The sequence below is a fragment of the Rheinheimera maricola genome, assembly GCF_016918075.2.
Taxonomy (GTDB): Bacteria; Pseudomonadota; Gammaproteobacteria; order Enterobacterales; family Alteromonadaceae; genus Alishewanella; species Alishewanella maricola_A.
This window is the reverse complement of the sequence record NZ_JAERPS020000003.1, coordinates 306266-329051: the sequence shown is the minus strand read 5'-3', so window position 1 is coordinate 329051 and position 22786 is coordinate 306266. Positions and strand designations below refer to the sequence as shown.

Genomic DNA, 22786 nt, shown 5'->3' with positions numbered 1-22786 from the left:
ATCAGGCGCTCGCAGAAGGCGAGCGTACCTTTGGTATTAGGACAGATTATTATTTTTTTAGCATAGCAGCATATTGTTGCTTGAAGCGGGCCATTTTCGGCGCAACGATACCCTGGCAGTAACCTTGCTGTGGATGCTGCGAAAAATAGCCCTGGTGGTGTTCTTCTGCGACATAGAACGGCTCTGCAGGGCATATTTCTGTTACTATGCGTTGCGGGAAAACCTTATTTCGCTCCAGTTCAGCCATAACCCCGCGAACCAATTGCAGTTGCTCATCGTTATGGTAAAACACCACAGATCGATATTGGCTGCCAATATCATTGCCCTGACGGTTGAGTTGGGTAGGGTCATGCAGACTGAAAAAAATCAGGCATAGTTGCTCAAAGCTGACGATATTGTCTTCAAACTGCAGTTGCACAACCTCTGCGTGTCCTGAATTGCCAGTACACACCATCTGATAGGTAGGAAAGCTCTCCTTGCCACCCATGTAGCCGCTTAGCGCTTGAGCAACGCCATTGAGTTGATTCATCGCAGCTTCTAAACACCAAAAACAGCCAGCACCAAAGGTCGCGGTTTGTATTGTCATATGCGGCTATCCTGTTCATCCGTTATGTAATTTAAATTAACCATAGCTTACACCTACGCTTTCGCTAGCCAGTTAGATGGGTCTGGCTGCCGATTAATATTGATCGCCACAGTGGCAGGCAGCGTAAATGTGCCTAGCGATATACGCAATTGGGAAAAACAAATTTTGACAATAGCTATAGTTGGCGCCGGTATTGCTGGGGCTGCGTGTGCCGCCCAGTTGCAACAATCCGGACGCAACGTTGTGGTGTTTGACAAAGGCCGTGTGGCAGGGGGGCGCATGAGCAGTAAGCGCGCAGCCGCCGGCTATCTGGATTTGGGGGCGCAGTATTTCACCGCACGCACCAAAGCTTTTGCTCTGCAGTGTCAGCAATGGCTTGACGCTGGAGTTGTTGAACGTTGGACTGGCCGGATAGCAACTTATCAGCAGGGCCAATTTACCGCGACGCCTGATGACACAGTGCGTTTTGTCGGCATACCGTCAATGCAAGCCCCGGTCGGCCAGATGCTAGATGAAGTGACTCTACACAGCCGCTGTCTGATAGAGCGCGTGCAATTTAACGGTACCTTATGGCAATTATTTGATGCAATTGGTTGTGTTGGCGAGTTTAGTCAGCTGGTACTGGCAGTACCGCAGCAGCAGGCCGCGCAACTGTTAACTGCGCAGCACCGAATAGACGCTGATCTTACTTCTATATTTGGCCAAGCTGCATTATTGCCTTGCTGGGCAGTAGATTTACAACTTGCAACACCGCTGCCGCTGGACTTTGATGGCATTTTTGTTAAACAGGACACTGAAGTAAGTTGGTTGGCCCGACAATCTATTAAATCAGGCCGTTGCGCAATTGAGCATTGGCTACTGCATTTTACGCCGTCCTGGTCAGAGCAACACCTTGAGGCTGATAAAAGCCAGATAGTGGCGGCGGCAACATCGGCATTACAGCGGATAAGTGGGCATTCATGCCGCGTTGTAACCAGCCAGGCTCATCGCTGGCGTTATGCTCAGCAAGCGCCCGATTTTGGCTTGTTCGGTGCGTTGCATCGGCCGCAACTTGCACTAACGCTATGTGGTGACTGGTTAAATGGCGGTAGGGTAGAGAATGCCTGGCTTAGTGGCGTGCAGGCCGCGGAGGCAATAATGCTATGAGTGCTTCAGTATTAGTGATTGGCGGTGGCAGCGGTATTGGGCTGGCGCTGGCACACCATTATTATGCGTTGGGTGCCACAGTGAGCGTTATCAGCAGGCAACCCGCCGCAGGTCAGCAGTGGTATTGGTATCAGGATGAATTACAGCAACACGCTATAACCGAGCAGTTGCTGCAACAAGCTTTACAGCAACAACCTGATACTATTTTTATCTGTAATGGCGTATTGCACGACGCTCAGGCGGCACCAGAAAAAACCATTCGCCAATTCGACACTGAGGTATTACTTAGTCGGGTGACCAGCAATGTTGCAGTGCCGGCGCGTTATTTACAGTTGCTGTTTAACTATTTGTGCAAAACGCCAAATATCAAGCTGTTGGTGTTAAGTGCAAAGGTAGGCAGTATAACGGACAATGCCTTAGGCGGCTGGTATAGCTATCGCATCAGTAAGGCTGCGCTGAATATGCTGGTTAAGAATCTCAGTATTGAAGTGTCACGGCTTAATAAAAGTGCAGCTATCGTCAGCGTACACCCGGGTACCACGGATACTGCTCTATCTATGCCTTTTCAGGCAAATTTGCCGCAAGGACAATTACAAAGCGCAGCAAGTACGGCATTGCGATTGGCGCATGTAGCCGCAGGGTTGCAACCGGCAGCAAGTGGTTGTTTGCTAAATTGGGATGGCAGTATATTGCCGTATTAATGCAGTGGTTGTTGTACGAGTAAAAACTAAACAGGCGCCAATGGCGCCTGTTTAGTTTTAGCTTAAGGATGTATCTCGTCAGCGGCATGTTCATCTGGTGCCTGCTGCTCCAGTTGGTGTAATCTTTGTTCCAACCGTTTTGGTGAGCCAGTGTTACGCGCCAGCGCTATATACAATACCGGTACAACATAGATGGTCATTAATGTTGCTAATGCCACGCCGGAGAAGATCACCATACCAATGACCATTCGGCTTTCTGAACCCGGTCCGGTGGCTACAATAAGTGGAATGCTGCTCATAGCGGTAGTAAATGCGGTCATAACAATAGGACGCAAGCGCTGTGTTGCCGCTTGTTGCACTGCGCTGACGAACTCAACACCGGCATCACGCAATTGGTTGGCAAACTCTACAATTAAGATACCGTTTTTTGCTACTAATCCAATTAACATTACCAAGCCGATCTGACTATAAATGTTTAGAGTCATGCCACTGAAATACAATCCGGATAACGCGCCAACCAAGCCAAGTGGTACGGTGATCAATATTACCAGCGGGTGAATAAAGCTTTCAAACTGTGCCGCTAATACCAGGTAGGTGATAAGCAGTGCCAGAATAAATACCATTAAAGTAGAGCTGCCGCTCTCCTGAAACAGCAGCGATTCGCCTTTGTAATCAATGCCTACCGTGTCTTGAATTTCAGTTTTAACGATATTCTCCAAGTACTCCAGCGCTTCTCCCAAGCTGTAACCCGGCGCCATACTGGCAGTTAAAGTAATGCTACGCATACGGTTGTAGCGGTTTAAGCTGGATGACGTTGCCTCTTCGCGCAAGGTTACCAGGTTATCCAGCGGGATAAGCTGGCCTGAGGTTTCAGAGCGCAAATATACATTGGTTATGCTGCCTGGCTCGGCAAAGTCTTCATCCAAACCCTCCAGAATTACGTCATATTCTTTACCGCGGTCGAGGAAGGTGGTGACGCGTCGCCCTCCAAGCATCGCTTCAAGCGAACGGCCAATAGCACCAACTGAAATACCCAGGTCACCGGCCCGTTCTGTGTCAATTTCAACCAGTACCTGCGGCACCGTTTCTTTATAATCGTGATCCAACATTAGAATATTAGGGTTTTCTGCTGCTTTGTTGATCACCACATCGCGCCAGCGTGCCAGCTCTTCATAGGTATTGCCCTGCAACACAAATTGAATTGGCCTGCCACCGCCGCCGCCACCGCCCAGGCCGCTGCGCATAAAGGTAAAGGCACGTACATCAGGTATTTCATTCAGCTTTTGGCCTACTTCCGCCATTAGTTCCTCAGTGCGGCGCTTACCGTTGTGCCAGTTTTCGGTGCCGACAATGGCGACGCCGCCACTGTTGCCCCAGCCGGGAACGCGAACCAGCAACCGGTTAAATTCGCCTTGCTGATAATAAGGCATTAGTACATCTTCAATCAGGCGCATGTTGCGGCTGTTGCTAGTATAACTGGCGCCTTCCGCCGGACTCATCATGACAAAAAAAGTACCGCGATCTTCAGTCGGCGCCAGTTCACTCGGCAGCAGTTTTACTAACATATAACTGGCAACAAAGCACAGCGCTACGACGGCAATAACCGGCCAACGGGTGGCGCACACCACGTTTAGTTGACGCCGATAAGCCGCTTCTAACTTATGAAACGCCGCATGCAGCCATAAGCCGAGCTTGCTTTCACGTTTTTGGTGAGTGAGCAATTTGCTGCATAACATCGGCGATAAGGTTAAAGCCGTTACACTTGAGAACGCTACTGCCGCGGCAATGGCGAGGGCAAATTCAGTAAATAATTTTCCGAGCTGACCTTGCATAAACACTAAGGGTACAAATACCGAAATGAGCACCAGTGTGGTGGCAACAACCGCAAAGCCAACCTCGCGTGCACCACGATATGATGCCACCAGCGGGTGCTCGCCCAACTCAATGCGCCGGTAAATGTTTTCCAGTACGACTATAGAGTCATCAACTACCAAACCTATTGCCAGCACCATAGCTAACAGAGTAAGAAGGTTGACCGAAAAATCCAGGGCATAAAGCACTGTAACTGCCGCAACCAGCGCCACAGGCACCGTAACGGCCGGAATAAAAGTTGCTCGGATATTGCCAAGAAATAAGAAGATAACCACTATTACCAACGCCATAGCAATAGCCAGGGTGTTGTATACCTCTTTAATTGATTCAGCAATAAACAACGATGAGTCATAGCCAGGTTCAATGGTTGTACCATCAGGCAGGGCTTGTTTTATCTGCTCCATCTCAGCTCTGGCGGCTTTTACTACTTCAAGCGTATTGGCTTTTGACTGTTTTATAATGCCTATGCCTAGCAGGTTTTTGCCATCGCCGCGAAACTCGCTTTCTTCGTTTTCGGCTGTTAACAATACATCAGCGACTTCACCTAAGCGCACCAGATAATTGTTGTCACCGCGCTTAATCACCAGCCGGCGGAAGTCCTGTTGTGTTTTGTAAGTACGCAGCACACGCACGGTAAAATCACGTTCTGTTGATTTAATATTGCCGGCAGGGAGCTCAACGTTTTCGGCCCGTAGTACATTTTCAATGTCCTGTACGGTAACCCCGCGCGATGCCATGGCGTCGCGATCCAGCCAGATGCGCATAGCATAATCACGTGCGCCGCCCAGTTGCAAACGGGCTACGCCATCTACCACTGAGAATCGCTCGACGATATAGCGATCGGCGTAGTCAGTCAGTTCCAATGAGGTCATGGTTTCACTGTTTAACACAAACCAGGCAATGGTATCTTCATCATCACTGGCTTTGGATACTTCTGGTGGGTCGGCCTGATCAGGTAAATTGTTCAATGCACGCGATACACGGTCGCGTACGTCATTAGCGGCAGAGTCAATGTCACGCTCTACGTTAAACTCAATGGAAATATTTGAGCGGCCGTTACGGCTGCTAGAATTAATGTTTTTTATACCTTCAACACCACTGATGCGGTCTTCTAATAGTTGGGTGATCTTTGATTCTACAATCTCTGCTGATGCGCCAGGGTAGTTGGTACTAATACTGACAATTGGCGTATCTATGTCTGGGTATTCGCGCAGTGGCAGCATGCTAAAGCAAACAATACCAAATACGATAAGCAGTAAATTAACAACGGTAGCAAAAACCGGCCGTTTAACTGAGGTATCAGATAACCACATAGTTAACCTCCGACGCGGTTAATACTGACACCAGAGCGCAGCTTTTGAATGCCCTCTACCACCACTTCATCACCTTCCTCCAAGCCGGTGAGTATTTCTACCCAACCCGGGATGCGCTGGCCGATCGTGACTTCAACCTGGGATACTTTGCTTTGGGCATCGACTTTGTAAACAAATTGTTTTTGCTGCTGCGGTACCAGCGCCTTTTCAGAAATTTGCAGCGCTTGGCGTTTATCCAGCTCTAACGTTACATTGAGTAGCATTCCCGGGCGTAATTTTAAGTCAGTGTTGGGTAAGGCGCCATGCACAGTTACTGTACGAGTAACAGGGTCTAACCGTGTATCTACAGCGCTTATTTTTCCACTGAACGCAGCAGTGCCATAAGCGGCGTTAGTTACCGTTAATGGCATGCCGACAGCTATATCTGCCAAATAGTGTTCTGCTACACTAAAGGCCACCCGCAAGGTGTTTAAATCGTCTAATGTAGTAATGACTGTACCAGCGTTAAGGTAGGCACCTTCGCTAACCTGGCGTAGACCAAGGTAACCGTCAAACGGCGCCATTATGGTCATTTCGGCCAATTGTGCTTTTGCAATGTCCAACTGTGCCAGCGTAGTATTTACTTTGGTTTGTTGCTCATCTAACAAAGATTGTGCAGTGGCTTGGGTGGTTGCCAGATTTTTTAATCGAGCTAGTTGGCGCTTGTTATCTTCAAGTATGCCCTGCAATTCGGTCACGCGGGCGCGCTCTTCGATATCATTCAGCCGTGCAATTACTTCACCATTTTTTACCGCTTTTCCTTCGCGTACATTTAACTCAGTAACAAAGTCACTGGTTGGCGATACCAGCGTAATAGATTGATTAGAAATGCCGGTACCTAATGCGTTTACACTGCGGATCATTGGCATGGTTTGCACCGTTGCTGTGCTAACAGCAACCGCAGTGCCGGCGCGGCGCGTTTCTGTTTTCTGTCCAGGCATCCAGTATAAGTAGCCAACAAATAGCAACAGAGTGATTAAAATCACCCAAATTAATTTTGAATGTAATTTTGCCACAGTAACCCCGTGTAACAGCTGTTTAATAATTCCAGCCATATTGTATGGAAGAAAGTGTGGTTTAGATTTCCTGTTATCGCAATCGCAGCGGCGTTGGTCGATTCAACGCAGTAATTGCTTAGCCTATTTGACAACAAATGGTGAACTTAACGCTAAAGGCTGCCATAGTTGGCTTATAAAACCAGGCTTGTAAGGGATGCACAATATGAAACCTATACAGCTAGAAGGCAGCAGTAGTCGCGGTGGCGCAGCTGTTTTGTTATGCAGCAGCACCATATTGGTAACGTTGCTATTAAGCCTAATTTGGATTGACCAAGTGTCGTTGTTGCATGCACTGGCATTTGTTCTGGCATTGTTAGGTATTTTTGCCGGTTGGGCCAAGCTATCCGAGCCGCGCTATTTTTTGCAACTTGATAGCGATGGTATTCGCTATTTCCACCGGCGCGGTAGTTGGTTATTGTCATGGCACTGCTTGCAATATAGCGGTGTGCCGCAATCGGGTCAGACGACTTTAAGTTATATAGCCTTTAAGCTGGGTAATTACGACGCGTTTTTACAACAACTTCCATTGCGTTTGGCGGTTCGGATTATGACAGAGCAGCGAGCATTATATCTTGAGGCCGTTCGCCAGGGTTGCAGCATGGGTGGCTGCGCCAGTGAGTTGTTAACAGAGACGGATAAGTTTAGTACCCGCAGTACTGACTACAATGGTATCAAAGCGGCGTTTGGCTGGCGCATGCAGCGGTTAGCTGACACTTTTGGTTATGAGCTCTATGTTCCGGTATCCTCAACACAAAAACATGCTGAGCAACTGTGCAGAGAAATTAACCAAGCCAGATTACAATGTATACAGAATACAGCAACCTAGACACTTCTGGCTGTCTGTATCATAATGTTGGCAACAGTGACATTTATGCAGGGCAATAAATGAATAATTATGAAAAAGCGTTTCTGGTTAGTGGCCGTAACACACTAATACACAAGAATAAAAAGCTAGACTTAATTGTAATGAATGACGATAACGATCCTGTGGTAATAGTAACCCGCAACAGCGTTAAAATTTTCAGTGAAACTGTGCCTGCAAGCCGTGCAGAAGCTAAAGAGCGCTATATGGAAATTGTTGATATTTCTAGTTCAGACGTGTTTGGTGAAGCAAAAACATTATTATTTGTACAAGCAATTAATAATAAAGAATATAAAATTGATTACAGTAAAATAGGTACAGATCTATTTATCCGTATCCATCAGGAAAATTATATCTGATTGCGCCGTTATGATTGGCCCTCTAAGTGGTTAGAGTGCTTGTTTTTTTGCCGGTTATTTGTTCCATTAGTTTAGCTTTGTTGTAGTAACTTAAAATGTGAAGCCCTATGCAATTTTCTGAGCATAATAAAAGTATAAAAATAACGGTGCCAGTCACACTGAGCGCGCTGAGCGCACAAGATGTGAACACAAAATTACAAGAGGCGGGCTACGGCCGCTGCTTTTTGATTCAGGAACAAATAACGAACTTGCTGGTGGAATATCAACAGATCCAGCTAAAAATCAAAGATCAACTGCAGCCGGTTGGCACCCCCCTTAATTACCGCATTGCCGAAAAACGTCCGGCAGAACTCAGCTTTGATATCAATGAAGATAAAATGGCGGCGGCTGCAATTATTACAGCGGCTTGGGGAGGTGATCCGATATCGGCCAACATGCTGGTAAAATCAGCGCAGGAAGCGGGTATAGTGTTTGGTTTTAGTAAAGAACACATTATTAAACTAGTAACCCATGCCAGTAAAGCTGAGCCAGGTAGCAAAGTGAAATTAGTTATAGCGCGAGGCCGTGCAGCCGTGCATGGTGAGAACTCGCGATTTGAAGCTTTGATCCCTGAAATAGAAAGTCGGCGTAATAAGCCGCTATTGCAATCTGAAGAAAAGGCCGACTTACGTGATTTTGGTGTTATTCCGGCAATACGCAGCGGTGAGTCGTTAATGCGGCGTCACCCACCTACACCAGGTGTAGACGGCATGACAGTAACTGGCACAGTGTTGCCGGCCGTGCCAGGTATGGTTGTTGAGTGGAGCCAAGGTGAAGGTACTGAGTTTTCTGCTGCTGACGCAGACTTATTACTGGCCGCGCGCGATGGTTTGCCGCGTGTTATTGAGCAAGGCGCAACGGTAGACGAAGTGTTTACAGTGAAGAACGTTGATTTAGCCACCGGCCATATAATATTTCGCGGTTCTGTTGTGGTAAATGGTGACGTGTCCGAAGGGATGAAAGTTGTTGCTGGTGGCAATGTCTTTGTGAAAGGATTTGTTGAGGGACTTTTAGTTGAGGCTGGCGGTGATATTAAAATTGGCGGCTCTATTATTGGCCATCAAATTGCTACCGCTGAGAAAGATAGTGAGTATAGTACTCAGTTAAAAGCTAAAGGCGATATTGAGTGTAACCTGGCGCAATATGCCCGTTTAACTGCAGACGGCAATGTGTACGTAAAAAAGCAAATTATGCACTGCGCTGTATCAGCTGCCAAAGTTTATGCCGGCCCGGAAGACAACCCAAATGGTAAGGTTATCGGTGGTTATTACTATCTGGACTACGGTATCTACACCGGTAATTTGGGCGCACCTTCGAGCAGTAATATCGTTATTGAGTTAAATCGTATGATTGACCCGATAGTTGAAAAACAGGAGGTTTTGCGAGCCAGCATTACCGCTGCAAAAAACGATATGCAAGATATACGTGAACAAGTAGAAAAGTTGAAAAAAATTAAGGGCAGCCCACAAATAGATGCGCGCCGACAAGAGTTGCAATTGGAGTTTGAAGAACAAAAAAATGTCGCTGTGGCACTGATTGAAGATGTAAAAGTGTTGGAGTTACAGCGCAAGGAAAAGCTTAGTCAGGCGCTAATTATTGTGCGCCAACAACTGTTCTCTGCAGTAGAAGTACGGTTTGATAAAGATGGTATTCGTAGTCGTCGTGAATATGGGCCGTCAAAAATTATACTGGTAGACGGTAGCCCCGCAATAGAGCCATTCTTTTAATTTAACATGCCGTATGCCTTACTCGACAGACGGCAAACCTAATGCGATGCAGCGCACTGTAATTTACCGCTTACTAACGTAGGCTTGAGCTGATTAAACTGCTGAGTAAAGTAATGTGAAACGTTTTTTATTGCTATCGTTACCGCTGTTAGCGTTATCCCTGCAGGCGGCAGAATGTAATATGGCGTTTGGCCACGGTATTCTTATTGCCCCTGATCATATCCGAATTTTGCAAAACAACCGCACACATGTGCAAATCAACGCCGATAAGCAACTGTTTATTCGTGGCGAGTGGGCAACGTTGACCGAGGAAGATACGGCGCTGTTGCACCAATACAGTCAAGGATTGCGTAAATTTGTGCCCGAGATAGTCAGCATTGCGGTAGATGGTGTTGAGCTGGGTTTATCCAGTATTGAAGCAATGTTTACCGGTATTGGCAGTAAAGCGCAACAAGCAGAATGGCGTGAGCTGGTGCGTGAAACCACCTTCCAATGGATGTCTCGTTTTGTGCGTACCAATGAACACTTTTATTTGGCACCACAAAGCCTGAACGAGTTGGATTATTTTTTACACGGTGAGTTAAAGCCGCAATTGGATAATCTGGCCCGGCATACAGTGGGGGCGGTATGGGGCGCGCTGCGCGATGCGCTGCGACACTCCGACAGTAACTTTGAGCGCAGCGACAATCAGGAATGGCAGTCTGTTGGCCAGTTGGTCGATAGAATAAACCTGGGACTGGATGCTAAAGCGGTCGAGTTGGAAGAAAAGTCAGCACTGTTTTGCCAGCGAATGCAAGAGCTGGATAAAATTGAGCTGCAATTACAGCAACGCTTGCCGGCCTTAGTCGCGTACGACGTCGTTGCAGAAAAAAACTAACGTTGGGCCAGGCGTTAAACAACGCCATATTCTTCACCCAACACCGGTGGCATCGCGTTATCTACTTCATCATTTATAGCATCCAGGGTTTTTTCTGCTTCATCTAATGAACTTACTTCTGCAATATGAAACAGTGCCTCTCCTTCATTAACCAGCGGTAGGTTGTTGCGGCCTATCACAATGCCGGCAAAACTGGCTTGTACTGCTACTTCAAAATCAGAGTAAGGTGAGTAGATATGCGCCATGGTATCGCCAGTCTGTACTGTTTGGCCCAGGCCCACGTAGTAACGGGCAATACCGTCATGCTCAGCGCGTACCCAGCTACTTTTTTTCGAAAACAAAGATTTGGTATTAGGGCGTTTACGGCCAGCGCGCAGCATGCCAAGGTCGGTCATAACATTTAAAATGCCACGCACGCCGACGTTGATTGACTGTTCATCAAAACGTAGTGCTTCACCTGCTTCGTATAGCAAAATTGGAATGCCGAGATTATTTGCCGTGCCGCGCATCGTGCCATCGCGGCTGGCGGCTTTAATAATGATGGGCGCGTTAAACACTTCGGCCATACGCAGGGCTACTTTGTCTTTCGCACTGGCACGAACCTGTGGCAGGTTAGAGCGATGAATTGCGCCTGTATGCAAGTCGATAGCATGAGTGCATTTTTTCAGAATTTTATCAGTAAACTGAAATGCCATTCTGCTACCTAGGGAACCTTTTTCACTGCCGGGAAAACTGCGGTTTAGGTCGCGTCGGTCCGGCAAATAGCGTGATTGCTGTACAAAGCCGTAAGTATTAACGATTGGCACCACTACCAGTGTGCCCTTTAGCTGATTAAGCCGTGGCAGTTTTAACAGACGGCGACAAATTTCGACACCATTAATTTCGTCACCATGCAACGCAGCGGCCACCAATAACACCGGCCCATCTTTACGGCCATGAATAACATGAGCACCGATATTTAGCTCGGTATGGGTATACAGTTTGCCAAATGGAATATCTACCACCGCGCGGCTACCAGGTGGAATGCTACTGTTTCCCAGTACAAACGCTGCTCTGCTGCCAGTTTGCATTAGCCAGTTCCTTTCGTGTTAAGTTTGCGCCGGGTTTTATGAGCTGCCACTTTTTGTTCCAAGAACGCGATGGTTAAACCGGCGATATCTTTTTCTGTAGCTGATTCGATACCCTCTAAACCTGGCGAGCTGTTGACTTCCATCACTACCGGACCGTGGTTGGAGCGAAGTAAGTCGACACCCGCCACGTTTAACCCCATAGTTTTTGCGGCACGAATAGCCGTGCTGCGTTCTTCTTTACTTAAGCGTACTGTCGATGCTGTCCCGCCTCGGTGTAGGTTGGAGCGAAATTCTCCGGCTTTGGCCTGGCGTTTCATGGCTGCTACCACTTTGTTACCTACCACGAAACAGCGGATATCGGCACCATTGGCTTCGCGAATATATTCCTGCACCAGAATATTGGCATTTAAGCCCATAAAGGCTTCAATTACGCTCTCTGCAGCGGTACGTGTTTCAGCCAGCACAACGCCAATTCCCTGTGTGCCTTCAAGTAATTTAATCACTAGCGGCGCGCCGCCTACCATATCGATTAGGTCGGGAATGTCGCCCGGCTTATCGGCAAAACCGGTTACCGGCAGGCCAATACCCTGGCGCGCCAGCAATTGCAGGCTGCGCAGCTTGTCGCGCGCCCGACTTATGGCTACTGACTCATTCAGGCTGTAAACACCCATCATTTCAAACTGGCGCAATACAGCGGTGCCGTAAAAGGTGATTGAGGCGCCGATGCGGGGAATAACAGCATCGAAGCCTTCCAGTGCTTCACCTTTTTGATGAATGGAAGATTTGCTGCGGTTTACATTAATGTAGCAGGTTAGGGGGTCGATCACCTGTACCTCGTGCCCGCGTTCTATTGCTGCCGCCACCAAACGTTTGGTGGAATACAATTCTGCATTACGCGATAAAATCGCAATTTTCATGCGCTCTCCAAAAAGCGGTGTGGTTCAGCGGCTATTGTAAAAGCCCATGATGTTTGTGGCAGCAACAATACTGTACGGTTAAACAAATAATGTTGTTGCTTTTTACGCTAACAAAAATAATGAGCCTAAACCGAGAAAGGCGAAAAAGCCAATCACGTCGGTTACGGTGGTCAGGATCACCGATCCTGACAGCGCAGGGTCGATGTTTAGTTTTTCCAGCCAGATGGGAATCATTACACCAGAAATGGCGGCCACGACGATATTTATAACAATAGCCATACCAATAATAGCGCCAATAACCCAGTCGCCAAACCAAAAATAGGTAATGGCGGCAATAACTAAAGACCACAACAGGCCGTTAATTGCGCCAACGCCTAACTCTTTGCGCAGCAATGTCATATAGGTTTTTGGCGTAATTTGCTCCAGCGCCAGGCCACGTATAATCAGGGTCAATGTCTGGCTACCCGCTATGCCGCCCATACTGGCGACAATGGGCATTAACACTGCCAGCGCCACAACTTGTTGCAATGTGGCTTCAAACAACCCTATAGTCCAAGCGGCCAAAAAGGCGGTTAATAAATTAATACCCAGCCAAAGTGCGCGTCTTTTAGCACTGTCAAACATTGGCGCAAACAAGTCTTCTTCTTCATCTAAACCTGCAGTGTGCATAAACTGGCTTTCTAAACTGCGACGCACGTTTTCAAGCGCCTCGCCAATAGATAGCCGGCCCAGTAGTTTACTTTCAGCATCTACAACCGCCAGTGCGGTATAACCAGAGCGCGACACGATATCTGAGCCTTGGTCCAGGTCCATCTCGCCCTCTACCAGTGGCGCCTCTTTGTCGATTACCGTTTCAATCGGTAAATGACTACCTAAACCTAACAATTGGGTAGCATGCACCAGGCCAACATAGCGGCCGGTGCGGTCAACAACAAATAATGCATCATGGTACTCAGCATCATCGGCTAATTGCCGAAATAACCTGACAGCATCACGTACTTTGGCATTTTTATTGATGATTAACATGTCGTGGTCGGCATAACGACCACATTGATCCTCATCGTAGCCTAACGCGGTATCTAACCAACGCCTTTGGCTGGCATCTAGCCTTGAGCAAGCATAGTCGTAAATACGCTGCGGCAGTTCGTCTAATAGCTCAATCAGGTCATCAACTTCCATATCCTCAACCAGATTGCGCAATTGTGCTTCATCCAGTTGCTTGAATATGTTGTCGCGGGCGTCTACCCGCATATAGGTTAATGCAGCAATTTGATCATCAGTGCGCAGGCTTAGCCAGGTACTTACCCGTTGCTCAACCGGCATAGCCTCTAGTGCTATCGCAATTTCTTCCGGTTCCAGCTGGCTTAGCTTGCCTGCTAGCTGTTCAGCTTCGTTTTCATCAAAGCTGTCGCGTACGATTTCTTCAATATCTAATGTTTGGTTTTCGGCCATCTACAACTCCCCGGCTAGTACTACCACCAACCGCGTATTTTAAACCAAATCAGCCCGCCAATGCCGCCCAGTGCCATGGCAATCAATACCATAAAATAGCCATTAGCTATATGTAATTCAGGCATATAGACAAAGTTCATGCCGTAAATTCCGGCGATAAATGTCAGCGGAATAAAAATGGTGCTGACAATAGTAAGTACTTTCATCCGTTCGTTGATCTGGTGCGAGGTAGTGGAAAGGTATCCTTCCACCAGATCACTAAGTTGATCGTAGTATAAATCAGTCATGCTGTGCAGCCGCTCAAATTTTTCATAAAAATCACGAATTTCGGTGTCACTAAAGTGGCGCAGCAGCGGATTTTGTTGCTCGTATATGGCATCAGAGAATATATCTTTCTGATACGCCAAATTGCGGTTAATTTTCCGCAGTACCGAGCGGTAACGCATAATGCTGGCCATTTGCTCATCGCTGCCGCGATGCAGCATGACATCTTCCAGCTCACTTTGCTCATCCTCGAAGTTAATCAACTTTTCCAGATAGCTACCAGAGACAGCCAGTACCATTTGTTTAACCCATTCAGCTATGGCAATACTTTGCCCAGGCTGGATTAGTGGTGTTAACTGCGCGAGTAACTGTGGATTGTGGCAATGCAGCCGACTAATTAAAATATTTTGTGAATACAGTATATTAACCTGTGCGCTGGCAGTGTATTCGCTAAAGTCGGCATCGGCATAGCCGCGCAAGATAAGCAGCGTAAAGTTACTTTGAGCCTCAAGCTTTGGCGGATGGCGTTGGCGGCTAAAGTCTTCTGCCAACGTGGGCTCTATGGCAAAGCGCTGCAGTACTTGCAATGTTTCATCGGCGGTGGCGTCAGTCAGGTTAAGCCATACCCGGGCATCAGCAGGTATCTTAGCAGGCAGTTTGCTAAAGCTAATTTGCTGCCAACTGCGGGTTTCCGGTTCAAAATAGCTAAGTGAAATCATAATGTTCTCAATATTTTGCCGCGATGAATGCGGCGTTGCTACAGCATACTCATAAAAGTGACTAGCGGGCAAATATCAACGATGCAGACAAATACCGATTTGTTACACAACCGCACGGTTAATCTGACTATAATGACTGGATAATTATTGCGTAAAGTAGCAAACAAACTTATCGTAATTGTTCATGACAAAGGTGAGCTATGTCGCTCAATTCATTTGCTGTAGCACTGATACTTTGCATCGCGGCTATGCCACAGAGTATGGCAACCGAAGCGCTGTGGCTGTCGGATATGGACGACGCTGCGGCTATTTATAAAAATGTACCAGGTATTGATATCAATGCTGCCACCCGGCGCTTGTTGCTGGAATATATGCCGCTGCACCAAGACAGTATCAGCATAGTTAATAATGAGCGTGCTTTTCAGATCCTGAAAAGCCATGAACGGGCTTGCAGCGGTAATAAGGTACGTAATGCTGAGCGTGAGACATTTGCCTATTTTAGTACGCTACCCCAATTGATATTTCCTGGTTTACGTTTGTACATGCTGCAAGCTACCGCTGACGCTGTACAGCTAAACCTAAACGCAGCTGACGAAACCGTGCATTCATTAGCCAACCTCAGTATTACGTTGCCAAAGGCGCGTATTGGGGTAGTAGGTGGGCGTAATTACGGCGAGCCATTACAGCTGCTGTTTGAGCAGCTAGCAACACGCAACCGTATTTACACCCGCACGGCCAGCGATATGACTGCAGCAGCTTTGTTGGATATGCTGGTTTCAGGCCGAATAGAGCTGCTTATTGAATATCCGAATGTAGTGCAGCATTATGCTGAAGCGTTGAACCATGCTGTGCCATTGGTGAGTGTAACGATTAGCGAGGCAGCGGATTATGCCGGGGGGTATATTATGTGCAGTAAAACTGAGCAAGGTGAAAAGCTGGCTCTGGCTTACAGCAACGCTATACGCCAGGCTAGCCATGATAAGCGTTACCTGCAAGCCCATTTGCGCTGGTTTGACATCAGCTCGCATGAGAAAGTAACGGCATTATACAACCACATTTATGGCACACACTTTTAATATTGCAGTCGCTGTTTAAATTGTTGGCTATATTTGCGTTAGTGCCAACATAACTAACAACAAGGAGATCACAACTGTGATTTGGCGCATTGCCAGTGTTTTAATGTGTTTGCTCATGTTTAGCGCTGCAGCTGTTGAGCGTAAACCTTTAATTTGGTGCTTGGACAACTTGCCGTTACGGCATCACTACGAGGCTAATAAAGCGCCTTACGGCAAGCTCGTCGACTTGATGTTAGAAGTATCTGCTCAGCTTGATTTTGAATTGGTATACACCGTACCAACGCCGGTAGCCCGTTGCTTAAAACAGTTAGAGCAAGGGGAGGTGGATGTTGTCACCGGGCTGTTACGCAGCACAGAGCGGGATCAACGATTTATTATGTTGCCGTTTGACATTGCCAGAACCGAAAGTTGGTTTATAAACCAAAACAATGTTGTTACTGACGCTGCATTGCGCCTGACGATGATTGAAGGGCGGATATACTCTGAGTCAGTCGCAGTGCAATACCAGGCACAAGGTTACCAGATGAATACGGCGGCCAGTATCGATGATGCACTGGCGGCACTCTATTTCAAGCAGACTGATGTTGTAGTAGGGCCCGAACATACTGTACTTAGGCATATCGCCACTAATGCACGCTACCAGGATGTTTTGGTACTGGCAGCAAAAACACAACAATCTAATATGGACGTGCATATCGCATTGGCAAAAAATGGCCGTTACGCAGCTAAATACGATGCGTTAAAGCGTGTGTTGGAGCAATTAAGGGCTGAGGGTAAATATCGCTTATATTGATTTGCTGTTATATAAACAAGCCGCGCAACAGCACGGCTTGTTTATATTGTTGCCCAGCAATCAGACCTGAGTTGCTGCGATATATTCGTCGACCAGTTGCTCCAGTACATCTAACGGCACGGCACCGTTTTTCAGCACGACACTGTGGAAAGCACGAATATCAAATTTCTCACCCAATGCCGCTTTGGCTTTTTCGCGCAGTTGCAAAATTTTAATCATACCCACTTTGTAGGCCGTGGCCTGAGAGGGCATCACGATATAGCGTTCAATGGCTTTTTCTATTGCGCTAACGGTATTCGGCGTGTTTTCAAGCAAATAATCGATAGCTTCTTCGCGGCTCCATTGTTTAGCGTGAATACCGGTATCTACCACCAGACGACAAGCGCGCCATAGCTCCATCGCCAGCCGGCCGAAATCAGAGTAGGGGTCTTGATATAAGTCAATTTCTTTTGGCAGCAGCTCGGTGTATAAGCCCCAGCCTTCAATGTAGGCGGTATAACCACCGAAACGGCGGAATTTAGGCATATCCTCCAATTCCTGCGCGATAGCCAGCTGCATGTGGTGTCCGGGTATGCCCTCATGGTATGCCAGCGCTTCTAACTCGTATTTGGGCATATCACTCATACGGTACAGGTTGGCGTAGTAAATACCGGGGCGTGAGCCGTCCATTGATGGTTGCTGGTAAAATGCTTTGCCGGCACTTTGCTCACGAAACGGCTCTACGGCTTTTACAATCATCTCTGCTTTGGGCTGAACTAAAAACAGTTCGTCTAGCCGAGTGCGCATGTTATCAATAACTGCTGTAGCTTGGGCCAAATACTCCGCTTTACCCTCTGGGGTATCGGGATAATAAAATTGCTGATCGGTTTGCATAAAGTTGAAAAAGGCTTTTAAATCACCGTCAAAGCCCGTTTTTTGCATAATAGCCAGCATCTCGCTGTGGATGCGGGCTACCTCGTCCAGACCAAGCTGGTGAATTTGCTCTGCTGTTAAATCTGTGGTGGTAGTGCTTTTCAATGCATCATGGTAAAACGCGGCGCCGTCTTTTAAACGCCAAACGCCATCTATGGTGTCTGCTTGTTGCTCCAGCGTCTGCAGATACTGAATCAGCCCGGTGTAGGCGGGTTTAACGCTGGTCAGCAGGGCTACTTTAGTTTCATCTATTAGCAGTTTTCTACTGTCTTCGCTCAGTTCAAGTTTAGCAACTTTGTTACTAAAGTCGGCTAGCAGGGTTCCAGCCTCGCCTGCTTCAAACGGTGCGCCTTTGATAACATTTTCACTGGCAGAAATAACATGTGGAAACACGAATTTAGGCGCAATAATACCGGCGTCAGCACGTTGTTGCAGTTGCTGTTGTAACTGGCTAAATAGGGTAGGCACCGCATTTAAACGGGCAATATAGGCTTTAGCGTCGCTTTCATCGCTGATGCTGTGCTGATTGATCAACAGTGATGGCACTTGTGAATGAGTACCAAACATTTGGTTTACCGGGTAGCTGTACAGACGCCATTTTGCCTCTGCCAGGTCTTGTTCCAGGCTGCGTTGCATTAGCAGGTAACTTACGCGGGTATTAGGGTCCAGTTGGCTAACATCTATCGCCTGCAGCATAGCGAGATGCTGGCGGGTTAGCGCCAGGCCGGCGTCATAATGCTCGTTTGATAAGTCTTGCCATTTATCGTAGTCATCTTTAATGCCCAGTTGAGTTTGCGTTACCGGGTTGCGCCGTACGTTGTCCATAAAAATTTGTTCGAACAAGGCATTGGCTTTTTCAGCTTCGGTTTGCTGCTGCACTACTACGGCAGGCTGGGTCGGTGTCTGGGCTTGCTGCTGCGGGCCGCAACCGGCTAGTAGTATAGCGCTGATGGCCAGTGGCAATGCCAGCTGACGAAAACGGATAGGTGTCATTGATGTTCCCTTTGTAAGCGAAGTTATCGTTAGTATTGTAATTTTATTCTACGCCACTGCCACCGGATTAAAAGTCTACCTACCGCAAGCTACGTGCAACACGCCCTAGATAAATAGCTCGAGCAAATCGTTCAGATAACGGGCGCCGTTAGCCGTTATTTGCCAATGTGTAGGCGTAACGGTTAACAGGCCTTTTTGTTCAGCGGTGTTAATCGCTGTTCCGATGCTGCTTAGTGCTAAGCCAGTGTAAGCGGTAAATTCTGCAATTGGGCAGGGCTCTAACAAGCGAAAGCGGTTCATAAAAAATTCAAATGCCCGGTCTTCAGCGGCAACTTGCTCGCGACTATCCATGTAGCCACGGCTAATGTCCATGTAGCCTTTAGGATGTTTAATTTTTACAGTACGTAAAATGGCATTGCGCGAAGGCAAGGTAATTTTGCCGTGTGCACCGCAGCCAATACCCAAATAGTCGCCATAGCGCCAATAGTTTAAATTATGCCGGCACTGCTGGCCGGTTTTGGCATAGGCCGAGATCTCATATTGTTGATAACCATGTTGTTGTAGCAAATCCAAGCCCTGCTGCTGAATATCCCATAAGGTGTCATCCGGTGGTAGCAGCGGCGGGCGGGAGGCAAAAGCGGTATTGGGCTCAATAGTCAACTGATACCAGGACAGATGCGGCGGGGCTAAATCTATGGCTTGCTGTAAGTCTGCCAGTGCACCGCTAACATTTTGCTCCGGCAAGCCGTGCATTAAATCCAAATTAAAACTTTGTAATGGCAGTGCCTGGGCGAGTTCCGCTGCACGGATAGCCTCATTGGCATCGTGAATGCGCCCCAGCGCTTTTAGCTGGGCTGTTTGAAAGCTTTGAACACCAATAGAAAATCGTGTTACGCCAGCGCCAACGTAGCCAGCAAAGCGTTCAGCTTCAACAGTACCAGGGTTAGCTTCCATGGTCACTTCCATATCGGCCGCGCAGGTTAGCTGCTGTTTTACACCGGTTAATATCTGGCCAATACCTGCGGCGGAAAATACGCTGGGCGTACCACCGCCAATAAAGATACTGCTGACCGTGCGTCCTGTCACCAAGGGAGCATCCTGGGCTAAGTCGGCCAATAGATGGGCAATGTATTCCTGCTCTGGAATACCCTGCTTTACGGCATGCGAGTTAAAGTCGCAATAAGGACATTTCTGAATGCACCAGGGAATGTGGATATACAGCGCCAGAGGCGGTAATTGCAGGGCCACGGATTATCCTGCCTGCAACAATTGCAGTTGAGTGAGCAACTGTACCAGGGCCTTACCTCGATGGCTAAGTTGCTGCTTGCGCTGCCTGCTCAGCTCAGCGCTGGTACAGCCTTCATCGGCCAGATAAAACACCGGATCGTAACCAAAGCCCGCATTACCTGCTGGCGCCCGGGTAATACTGCCGTGCCAGATGCCGTGGCATACCAACGGAGTAGGGTCTTCGGCATGGCGCATATACACCAATACACAATGAAATTGAGCGCTGCGCTGGTTATCGGGCACGTCGTTTAAGGCTTTAAGTAATTTAGTGGTGTTGGCACTATCGCTTGCTGCCTCGCCGGCGTAACGGGCGGAGTAGATGCCCGGCGCGCCGGAAAGGGCATCGACTGCGAGGCCAGAGTCATCGGCTATTGCTGGCAAACCGGTTACCAGCGCAGCATGGCGGGCTTTGATAATGGCATTTTCAATAAAGCTCAGCCCGGTTTCATCGGCGTCGGTTACACCCAGTTCAGATTGCGGTATTACACTAACGTTAAACGGTGCCAGCATCTGGCTTAATTCTGCTACTTTACCTTTATTGCCAGTAGCCAGCACAATTTTAGTTGTCATAGGATAAGGTTAATCTACGTAAAAGGTCTGGTCGAATTTCAGCTGCTGGCTTTGGTTGCCATTGCTGATAGTGAAGGTAAAACTAAAGCGCTGTTCGTGGCGAAAGGGCAGCTGTGCCAGATAGTACACTGCATCGCCTTCAATCACTTCGCTAAATTCCAGCTTGCGCTGGCGGCCTTGTAAGTCTTTAGCAACGCCGCTAATGGTCACTTTTTGTGCCTGTTTTGAACTGCTGTCCAGCACTGAAATATTAACTATGCCGTTGTATTTGCTACGCTGCAGCCGGTACTGTTGTGCGATCTCTGCAGTTATTAACGGTGCGGGGAAGGCAATATAGTGCACGTCCCAAGCGCCCAGTTGTTGCATTTGTTCGGCTTGGGCTGGCAGACAAAGCGAGAGCCCAAGTAAAAAAGCCAGCAGAAAACGGTTCATTTTATTCTCCAACGTTGTCGTTTGGCGCTTAAGTATAGCGCCTCAGGCTAAGGCTAACTGGCTTTTTACCAGCTCGGGTAGCTGTTTTGGTGCAATAATTAACACGGTTTTGTGCCGGCCCAGTACACCTTTTTCAATAATTACCTGTGATTTGGCCACGGCAAAACTTTTCGCCAGATATTTTTGTAGGTGGGCGTTAGCTTTGCCGTCAACAGGGGGGGCAGTAATAGCAATTTTCAGCTCATCGCCATGCCGGCCAGCCCAGCAATCGCGGCTGGCTTTGGGCTGAATATATAGCTTTAAGCGGATATCGCTGCCGCTAGACGTAACACATGTCAAAGGCCAGGAAACCAGCTGCTAAACAAAATATTTAGAAACTGCAAACCAACCAATACCACCAGCACCGATAAATCCAGCCCTCCCAGCGGTGGCAGAATACGGCGTATCGGGCGCAGCAGTGGTTCAGTTAATTGGTGCATAACATACTCGACCGGGCTTCTGCCTTGGCTGAACCAGCTAAGCAAGGCGCGGATCACCAGGATCCAAAACAGCAAAGTAAAAATTTCTTTCAACAGAAAAATGACAGCGAAGATAAGACTAGGGACTAATACAACCTGACCGCTGCTAATCAACTGCATAATTAGCAATTTAGCCAGCATAATGCCATAAGCTAGTAATAGAGTTGCACTGTCCATGCTACCGATGCTAGGAATAACACGGCGTAGCGGCAGTACCAGTGGGTTGGTGGCTTTTACCACAAACTGGCTAAACGGGTTGTAAAAATCGGCTCGCACCAGTTGTAACCACAAGCGCAATATCATAACCATAAGGTACAGACTAAAGGCAGTATCAATTAGAAATAGCACAGCTTGCATCAGGTTCTCCGCATCATAAAAAAGGCATTATTATAGGCTTTGCGCCATTTCCTGCGCCCGCTTAATAGCGGCATACATGGCATCAGAAACCATTTTTTCAAGGCCTTGTTCAGCAAAGGTGGTTACTGCCTCGTGCGTAGTACCGCCTTTTGACGTAACCTGCGCCCTCAGCTCAGCAAAACTGTGTTCGCTGGTAAGGGCCATAGTCGCTGCACCTAGTGCGGTTTGCGCCACCATTTTTTTGGCCTGGGCTGCATCAAAGCCTAGTTGTTCGGCCACTTGTTGCATCGCTTGCATAAAGAAAAAGAAGTAGGCCGGTGAACTGCCGGTAACGGCAATAACATGGTCAATCTGCGCTTCGTTATCCAGCCATACCGTGATGCCGGTGCCACTGAACATGTGATCAACAAAAGCTTTTTCATAATTAGAGCAGCCAGTAGGAAACAAACCGCTAACCCCCAGTTGAACCAATGACGGGGTATTAGGCATTGCCCGCACCAGACGAATATCGCCCAACCATTGCTGATAACGGGCGGCAGTGATGCCGGCAGCCAGCGTAACAAACAGTTTTTCGGCTATCTCCGGGGCTGCGGCAATAAGCGCCGCGCACAATTCCTGCATCATCTGCGGTTTTACTGCCAACACAATAACATCCGCTTTTTTTACTGCTTCAATATTATCCAGCGTAGTTTGAATACCGTAGTCTGCCGCTAGGGCAGTAAGTTTAGGCTGGCTGCGATTGGCGGCAATAATATTGTCAGCCGGATAGCCGGCATTTACCATAGCTGCGATAACACAGCGAGCCATATTACCAGCACCAATAAAGGCAACCATATTGTCATTCATC

22 protein-coding genes are annotated in these 22786 nt (G+C 47.8%); 8 read left to right on the top strand and 14 right to left on the bottom strand.

Annotated features, from left to right (window positions below):
- Nucleotides 1-49 precede the first annotated feature (49 nt).
- The gene (gene msrA / locus I4W93_RS10215; RefSeq protein WP_205311021.1) at nucleotides 50-586 is read right to left on the bottom strand and encodes a peptide-methionine (S)-S-oxide reductase MsrA; all 537 of its coding nucleotides are present in this window, start codon (nucleotides 584-586) and stop codon (nucleotides 50-52) included.
- A 165-nt stretch (nucleotides 587-751) separates the two neighbouring features.
- On the opposite strand from msrA, the gene I4W93_RS10210 reads away from it, so the two are divergent.
- Nucleotides 752-1732: an NAD(P)/FAD-dependent oxidoreductase gene (locus tag I4W93_RS10210; protein ID WP_205311022.1), complete on the top strand. Its 981-nt coding sequence runs from the start codon at nucleotides 752-754 to the stop codon at nucleotides 1730-1732.
- Nucleotides 1729-2433, top strand: a complete 705-nt coding sequence (locus tag I4W93_RS10205; protein ID WP_205311023.1) for an SDR family NAD(P)-dependent oxidoreductase — start codon at nucleotides 1729-1731, stop codon at nucleotides 2431-2433. The genes I4W93_RS10210 and I4W93_RS10205 overlap by 4 nt, the downstream gene beginning before the upstream one ends.
- Before the next feature lie 62 nt (nucleotides 2434-2495).
- On the opposite strand, the gene I4W93_RS10200 is transcribed toward I4W93_RS10205, so the two are convergent.
- Both I4W93_RS10200 and I4W93_RS10195 read right to left on the bottom strand, forming a co-directional pair.
- On the bottom strand, nucleotides 2496-5618 hold the full coding sequence (locus tag I4W93_RS10200; RefSeq protein ID WP_205311024.1) for an efflux RND transporter permease subunit: 3123 nt from the start codon (nucleotides 5616-5618) through the stop codon (nucleotides 2496-2498).
- A 2-nt stretch (nucleotides 5619-5620) separates the two neighbouring features.
- Entirely contained in the window at nucleotides 5621-6673 is a 1053-nt protein-coding gene (locus tag I4W93_RS10195) for an efflux RND transporter periplasmic adaptor subunit (protein ID WP_205311025.1), read from the bottom strand.
- A gap of 205 nt (nucleotides 6674-6878) precedes the next feature.
- Here I4W93_RS10195 and I4W93_RS10190 point away from each other — a divergent pair, with 205 nt between their 5' ends.
- The 4 genes from I4W93_RS10190 to I4W93_RS10175 all read left to right on the top strand — a co-directional run bounded on the left by I4W93_RS10190 (nucleotide 6879) and on the right by I4W93_RS10175 (nucleotide 10579).
- Complete coding sequence (locus tag I4W93_RS10190) at nucleotides 6879-7541, top strand: DUF2982 domain-containing protein (RefSeq protein ID WP_205311026.1); 663 nt, start codon at nucleotides 6879-6881, stop codon at nucleotides 7539-7541.
- 59 nt (nucleotides 7542-7600) lie between these two features.
- Nucleotides 7601-7936 (top strand): hypothetical protein, encoded by a 336-nt coding sequence (locus I4W93_RS10185; RefSeq protein ID WP_205311027.1) that lies wholly within the window; start codon nucleotides 7601-7603, stop codon nucleotides 7934-7936.
- Between the two features lie 182 nt (nucleotides 7937-8118).
- Nucleotides 8119-9702, top strand: a complete 1584-nt coding sequence (locus I4W93_RS10180) for a flagellar assembly protein A (RefSeq protein WP_224673374.1) — start codon at nucleotides 8119-8121, stop codon at nucleotides 9700-9702.
- Nucleotides 9703-9817: 115 nt separating this feature from the next.
- Nucleotides 9818-10579, top strand: coding sequence for a DUF2884 family protein (locus tag I4W93_RS10175; protein ID WP_205311029.1), 762 nt, complete (start codon nucleotides 9818-9820; stop codon nucleotides 10577-10579).
- A gap of 14 nt (nucleotides 10580-10593) precedes the next feature.
- On the opposite strand, the gene I4W93_RS10170 is transcribed toward I4W93_RS10175, so the two are convergent.
- The 4 genes from I4W93_RS10170 to I4W93_RS10155 all read right to left on the bottom strand — a co-directional run bounded on the left by I4W93_RS10170 (nucleotide 10594) and on the right by I4W93_RS10155 (nucleotide 15001).
- Entirely contained in the window at nucleotides 10594-11649 is a 1056-nt protein-coding gene (locus tag I4W93_RS10170) for a succinylglutamate desuccinylase/aspartoacylase family protein (protein WP_205311030.1), read from the bottom strand.
- Nucleotides 11649-12566, bottom strand: a complete 918-nt coding sequence (gene rimK, locus I4W93_RS10165; protein WP_205311031.1) for a 30S ribosomal protein S6--L-glutamate ligase — start codon at nucleotides 12564-12566, stop codon at nucleotides 11649-11651. Before rimK ends, I4W93_RS10170 begins: the two co-directional genes overlap by 1 nt.
- Nucleotides 12567-12668: 102 nt before the next feature.
- A complete protein-coding gene (mgtE, locus tag I4W93_RS10160) occupies nucleotides 12669-14018 on the bottom strand; it encodes a magnesium transporter (protein ID WP_205311032.1) in 1350 nt (449 codons plus the stop codon).
- 20 nt (nucleotides 14019-14038) lie between these two features.
- Nucleotides 14039-15001 (bottom strand): magnesium transporter CorA family protein, encoded by a 963-nt coding sequence (locus I4W93_RS10155; RefSeq protein ID WP_205311033.1) that lies wholly within the window; start codon nucleotides 14999-15001, stop codon nucleotides 14039-14041.
- A gap of 200 nt (nucleotides 15002-15201) precedes the next feature.
- On the opposite strand from I4W93_RS10155, the gene I4W93_RS10150 reads away from it, so the two are divergent.
- The gene (locus I4W93_RS10150; protein ID WP_205311034.1) at nucleotides 15202-16077 is read left to right on the top strand and encodes a hypothetical protein; all 876 of its coding nucleotides are present in this window, start codon (nucleotides 15202-15204) and stop codon (nucleotides 16075-16077) included.
- Nucleotides 16078-16153: 76 nt separating this feature from the next.
- Nucleotides 16154-16870 (top strand): substrate-binding periplasmic protein, encoded by a 717-nt coding sequence (locus I4W93_RS10145; RefSeq protein ID WP_205311035.1) that lies wholly within the window; start codon nucleotides 16154-16156, stop codon nucleotides 16868-16870.
- 60 nt (nucleotides 16871-16930) lie between these two features.
- On the opposite strand, the gene I4W93_RS10140 is transcribed toward I4W93_RS10145, so the two are convergent.
- The 7 genes from I4W93_RS10140 to proC form a co-directional block, all read right to left on the bottom strand.
- The gene (locus I4W93_RS10140; protein ID WP_205311036.1) at nucleotides 16931-18775 is read right to left on the bottom strand and encodes a DUF885 domain-containing protein; all 1845 of its coding nucleotides are present in this window, start codon (nucleotides 18773-18775) and stop codon (nucleotides 16931-16933) included.
- Between the two features lie 105 nt (nucleotides 18776-18880).
- Nucleotides 18881-20023 carry a radical SAM family heme chaperone HemW gene (gene hemW / locus I4W93_RS10135; protein WP_205311037.1) on the bottom strand — a complete coding sequence of 381 codons (1143 nt, stop codon included), beginning with the start codon at nucleotides 20021-20023 and terminating at the stop codon, nucleotides 18881-18883.
- A 3-nt stretch (nucleotides 20024-20026) separates the two neighbouring features.
- Complete coding sequence (gene rdgB / locus I4W93_RS10130) at nucleotides 20027-20632, bottom strand: RdgB/HAM1 family non-canonical purine NTP pyrophosphatase (RefSeq protein WP_205311038.1); 606 nt, start codon at nucleotides 20630-20632, stop codon at nucleotides 20027-20029.
- A 9-nt stretch (nucleotides 20633-20641) separates the two neighbouring features.
- Entirely contained in the window at nucleotides 20642-21064 is a 423-nt protein-coding gene (locus tag I4W93_RS10125; RefSeq protein WP_205311039.1) for a DUF4426 domain-containing protein, read from the bottom strand.
- A 42-nt stretch (nucleotides 21065-21106) separates the two neighbouring features.
- Nucleotides 21107-21403: a DUF167 family protein YggU gene (yggU, locus tag I4W93_RS10120; protein WP_205311040.1), complete on the bottom strand. Its 297-nt coding sequence runs from the start codon at nucleotides 21401-21403 to the stop codon at nucleotides 21107-21109.
- The gene (locus tag I4W93_RS10115) at nucleotides 21400-21939 is read right to left on the bottom strand and encodes a YggT family protein (RefSeq protein WP_205311041.1); all 540 of its coding nucleotides are present in this window, start codon (nucleotides 21937-21939) and stop codon (nucleotides 21400-21402) included. The genes yggU and I4W93_RS10115 overlap by 4 nt, the downstream gene beginning before the upstream one ends.
- A gap of 30 nt (nucleotides 21940-21969) precedes the next feature.
- The gene (gene proC / locus I4W93_RS10110) at nucleotides 21970-22785 is read right to left on the bottom strand and encodes a pyrroline-5-carboxylate reductase (protein ID WP_205311042.1); all 816 of its coding nucleotides are present in this window, start codon (nucleotides 22783-22785) and stop codon (nucleotides 21970-21972) included.
- Nucleotide 22786 lies beyond the last annotated feature (1 nt).

Excerpts from the sequence above, each read along its gene's own strand:
- msrA (WP_205311021.1), bottom strand. The coding sequence starts at position 586 with ATGACAATACAAACCGCGACCTTTGGTGCTGGCTGTTTTTGGTGTTTA.
- I4W93_RS10205 (WP_205311023.1), top strand. The coding sequence starts at position 1,729 with ATGAGTGCTTCAGTATTAGTGATTGGCGGTGGCAGCGGTATTGGGCTG.
- I4W93_RS10200 (WP_205311024.1), bottom strand. The coding sequence starts at position 5,618 with ATGTGGTTATCTGATACCTCAGTTAAACGGCCGGTTTTTGCTACCGTT.
- I4W93_RS10190 (WP_205311026.1), top strand. The coding sequence starts at position 6,879 with ATGAAACCTATACAGCTAGAAGGCAGCAGTAGTCGCGGTGGCGCAGCT.
- I4W93_RS10185 (WP_205311027.1), top strand. The coding sequence starts at position 7,601 with ATGAATAATTATGAAAAAGCGTTTCTGGTTAGTGGCCGTAACACACTA.
- I4W93_RS10170 (WP_205311030.1), bottom strand. The coding sequence starts at position 11,649 with ATGCAAACTGGCAGCAGAGCAGCGTTTGTACTGGGAAACAGTAGCATT.
- rimK (WP_205311031.1), bottom strand. The coding sequence starts at position 12,566 with ATGAAAATTGCGATTTTATCGCGTAATGCAGAATTGTATTCCACCAAA.
- mgtE (WP_205311032.1), bottom strand. The coding sequence starts at position 14,018 with ATGGCCGAAAACCAAACATTAGATATTGAAGAAATCGTACGCGACAGC.
- I4W93_RS10155 (WP_205311033.1), bottom strand. The coding sequence starts at position 15,001 with ATGATTTCACTTAGCTATTTTGAACCGGAAACCCGCAGTTGGCAGCAA.
- I4W93_RS10150 (WP_205311034.1), top strand. The coding sequence starts at position 15,202 with ATGTCGCTCAATTCATTTGCTGTAGCACTGATACTTTGCATCGCGGCT.
- I4W93_RS10140 (WP_205311036.1), bottom strand. The coding sequence starts at position 18,775 with ATGACACCTATCCGTTTTCGTCAGCTGGCATTGCCACTGGCCATCAGC.
- rdgB (WP_205311038.1), bottom strand. The coding sequence starts at position 20,632 with ATGACAACTAAAATTGTGCTGGCTACTGGCAATAAAGGTAAAGTAGCA.
- I4W93_RS10125 (WP_205311039.1), bottom strand. The coding sequence starts at position 21,064 with ATGAACCGTTTTCTGCTGGCTTTTTTACTTGGGCTCTCGCTTTGTCTG.
- I4W93_RS10115 (WP_205311041.1), bottom strand. The coding sequence starts at position 21,939 with ATGCAAGCTGTGCTATTTCTAATTGATACTGCCTTTAGTCTGTACCTT.
- proC (WP_205311042.1), bottom strand. The coding sequence starts at position 22,785 with ATGAATGACAATATGGTTGCCTTTATTGGTGCTGGTAATATGGCTCGC.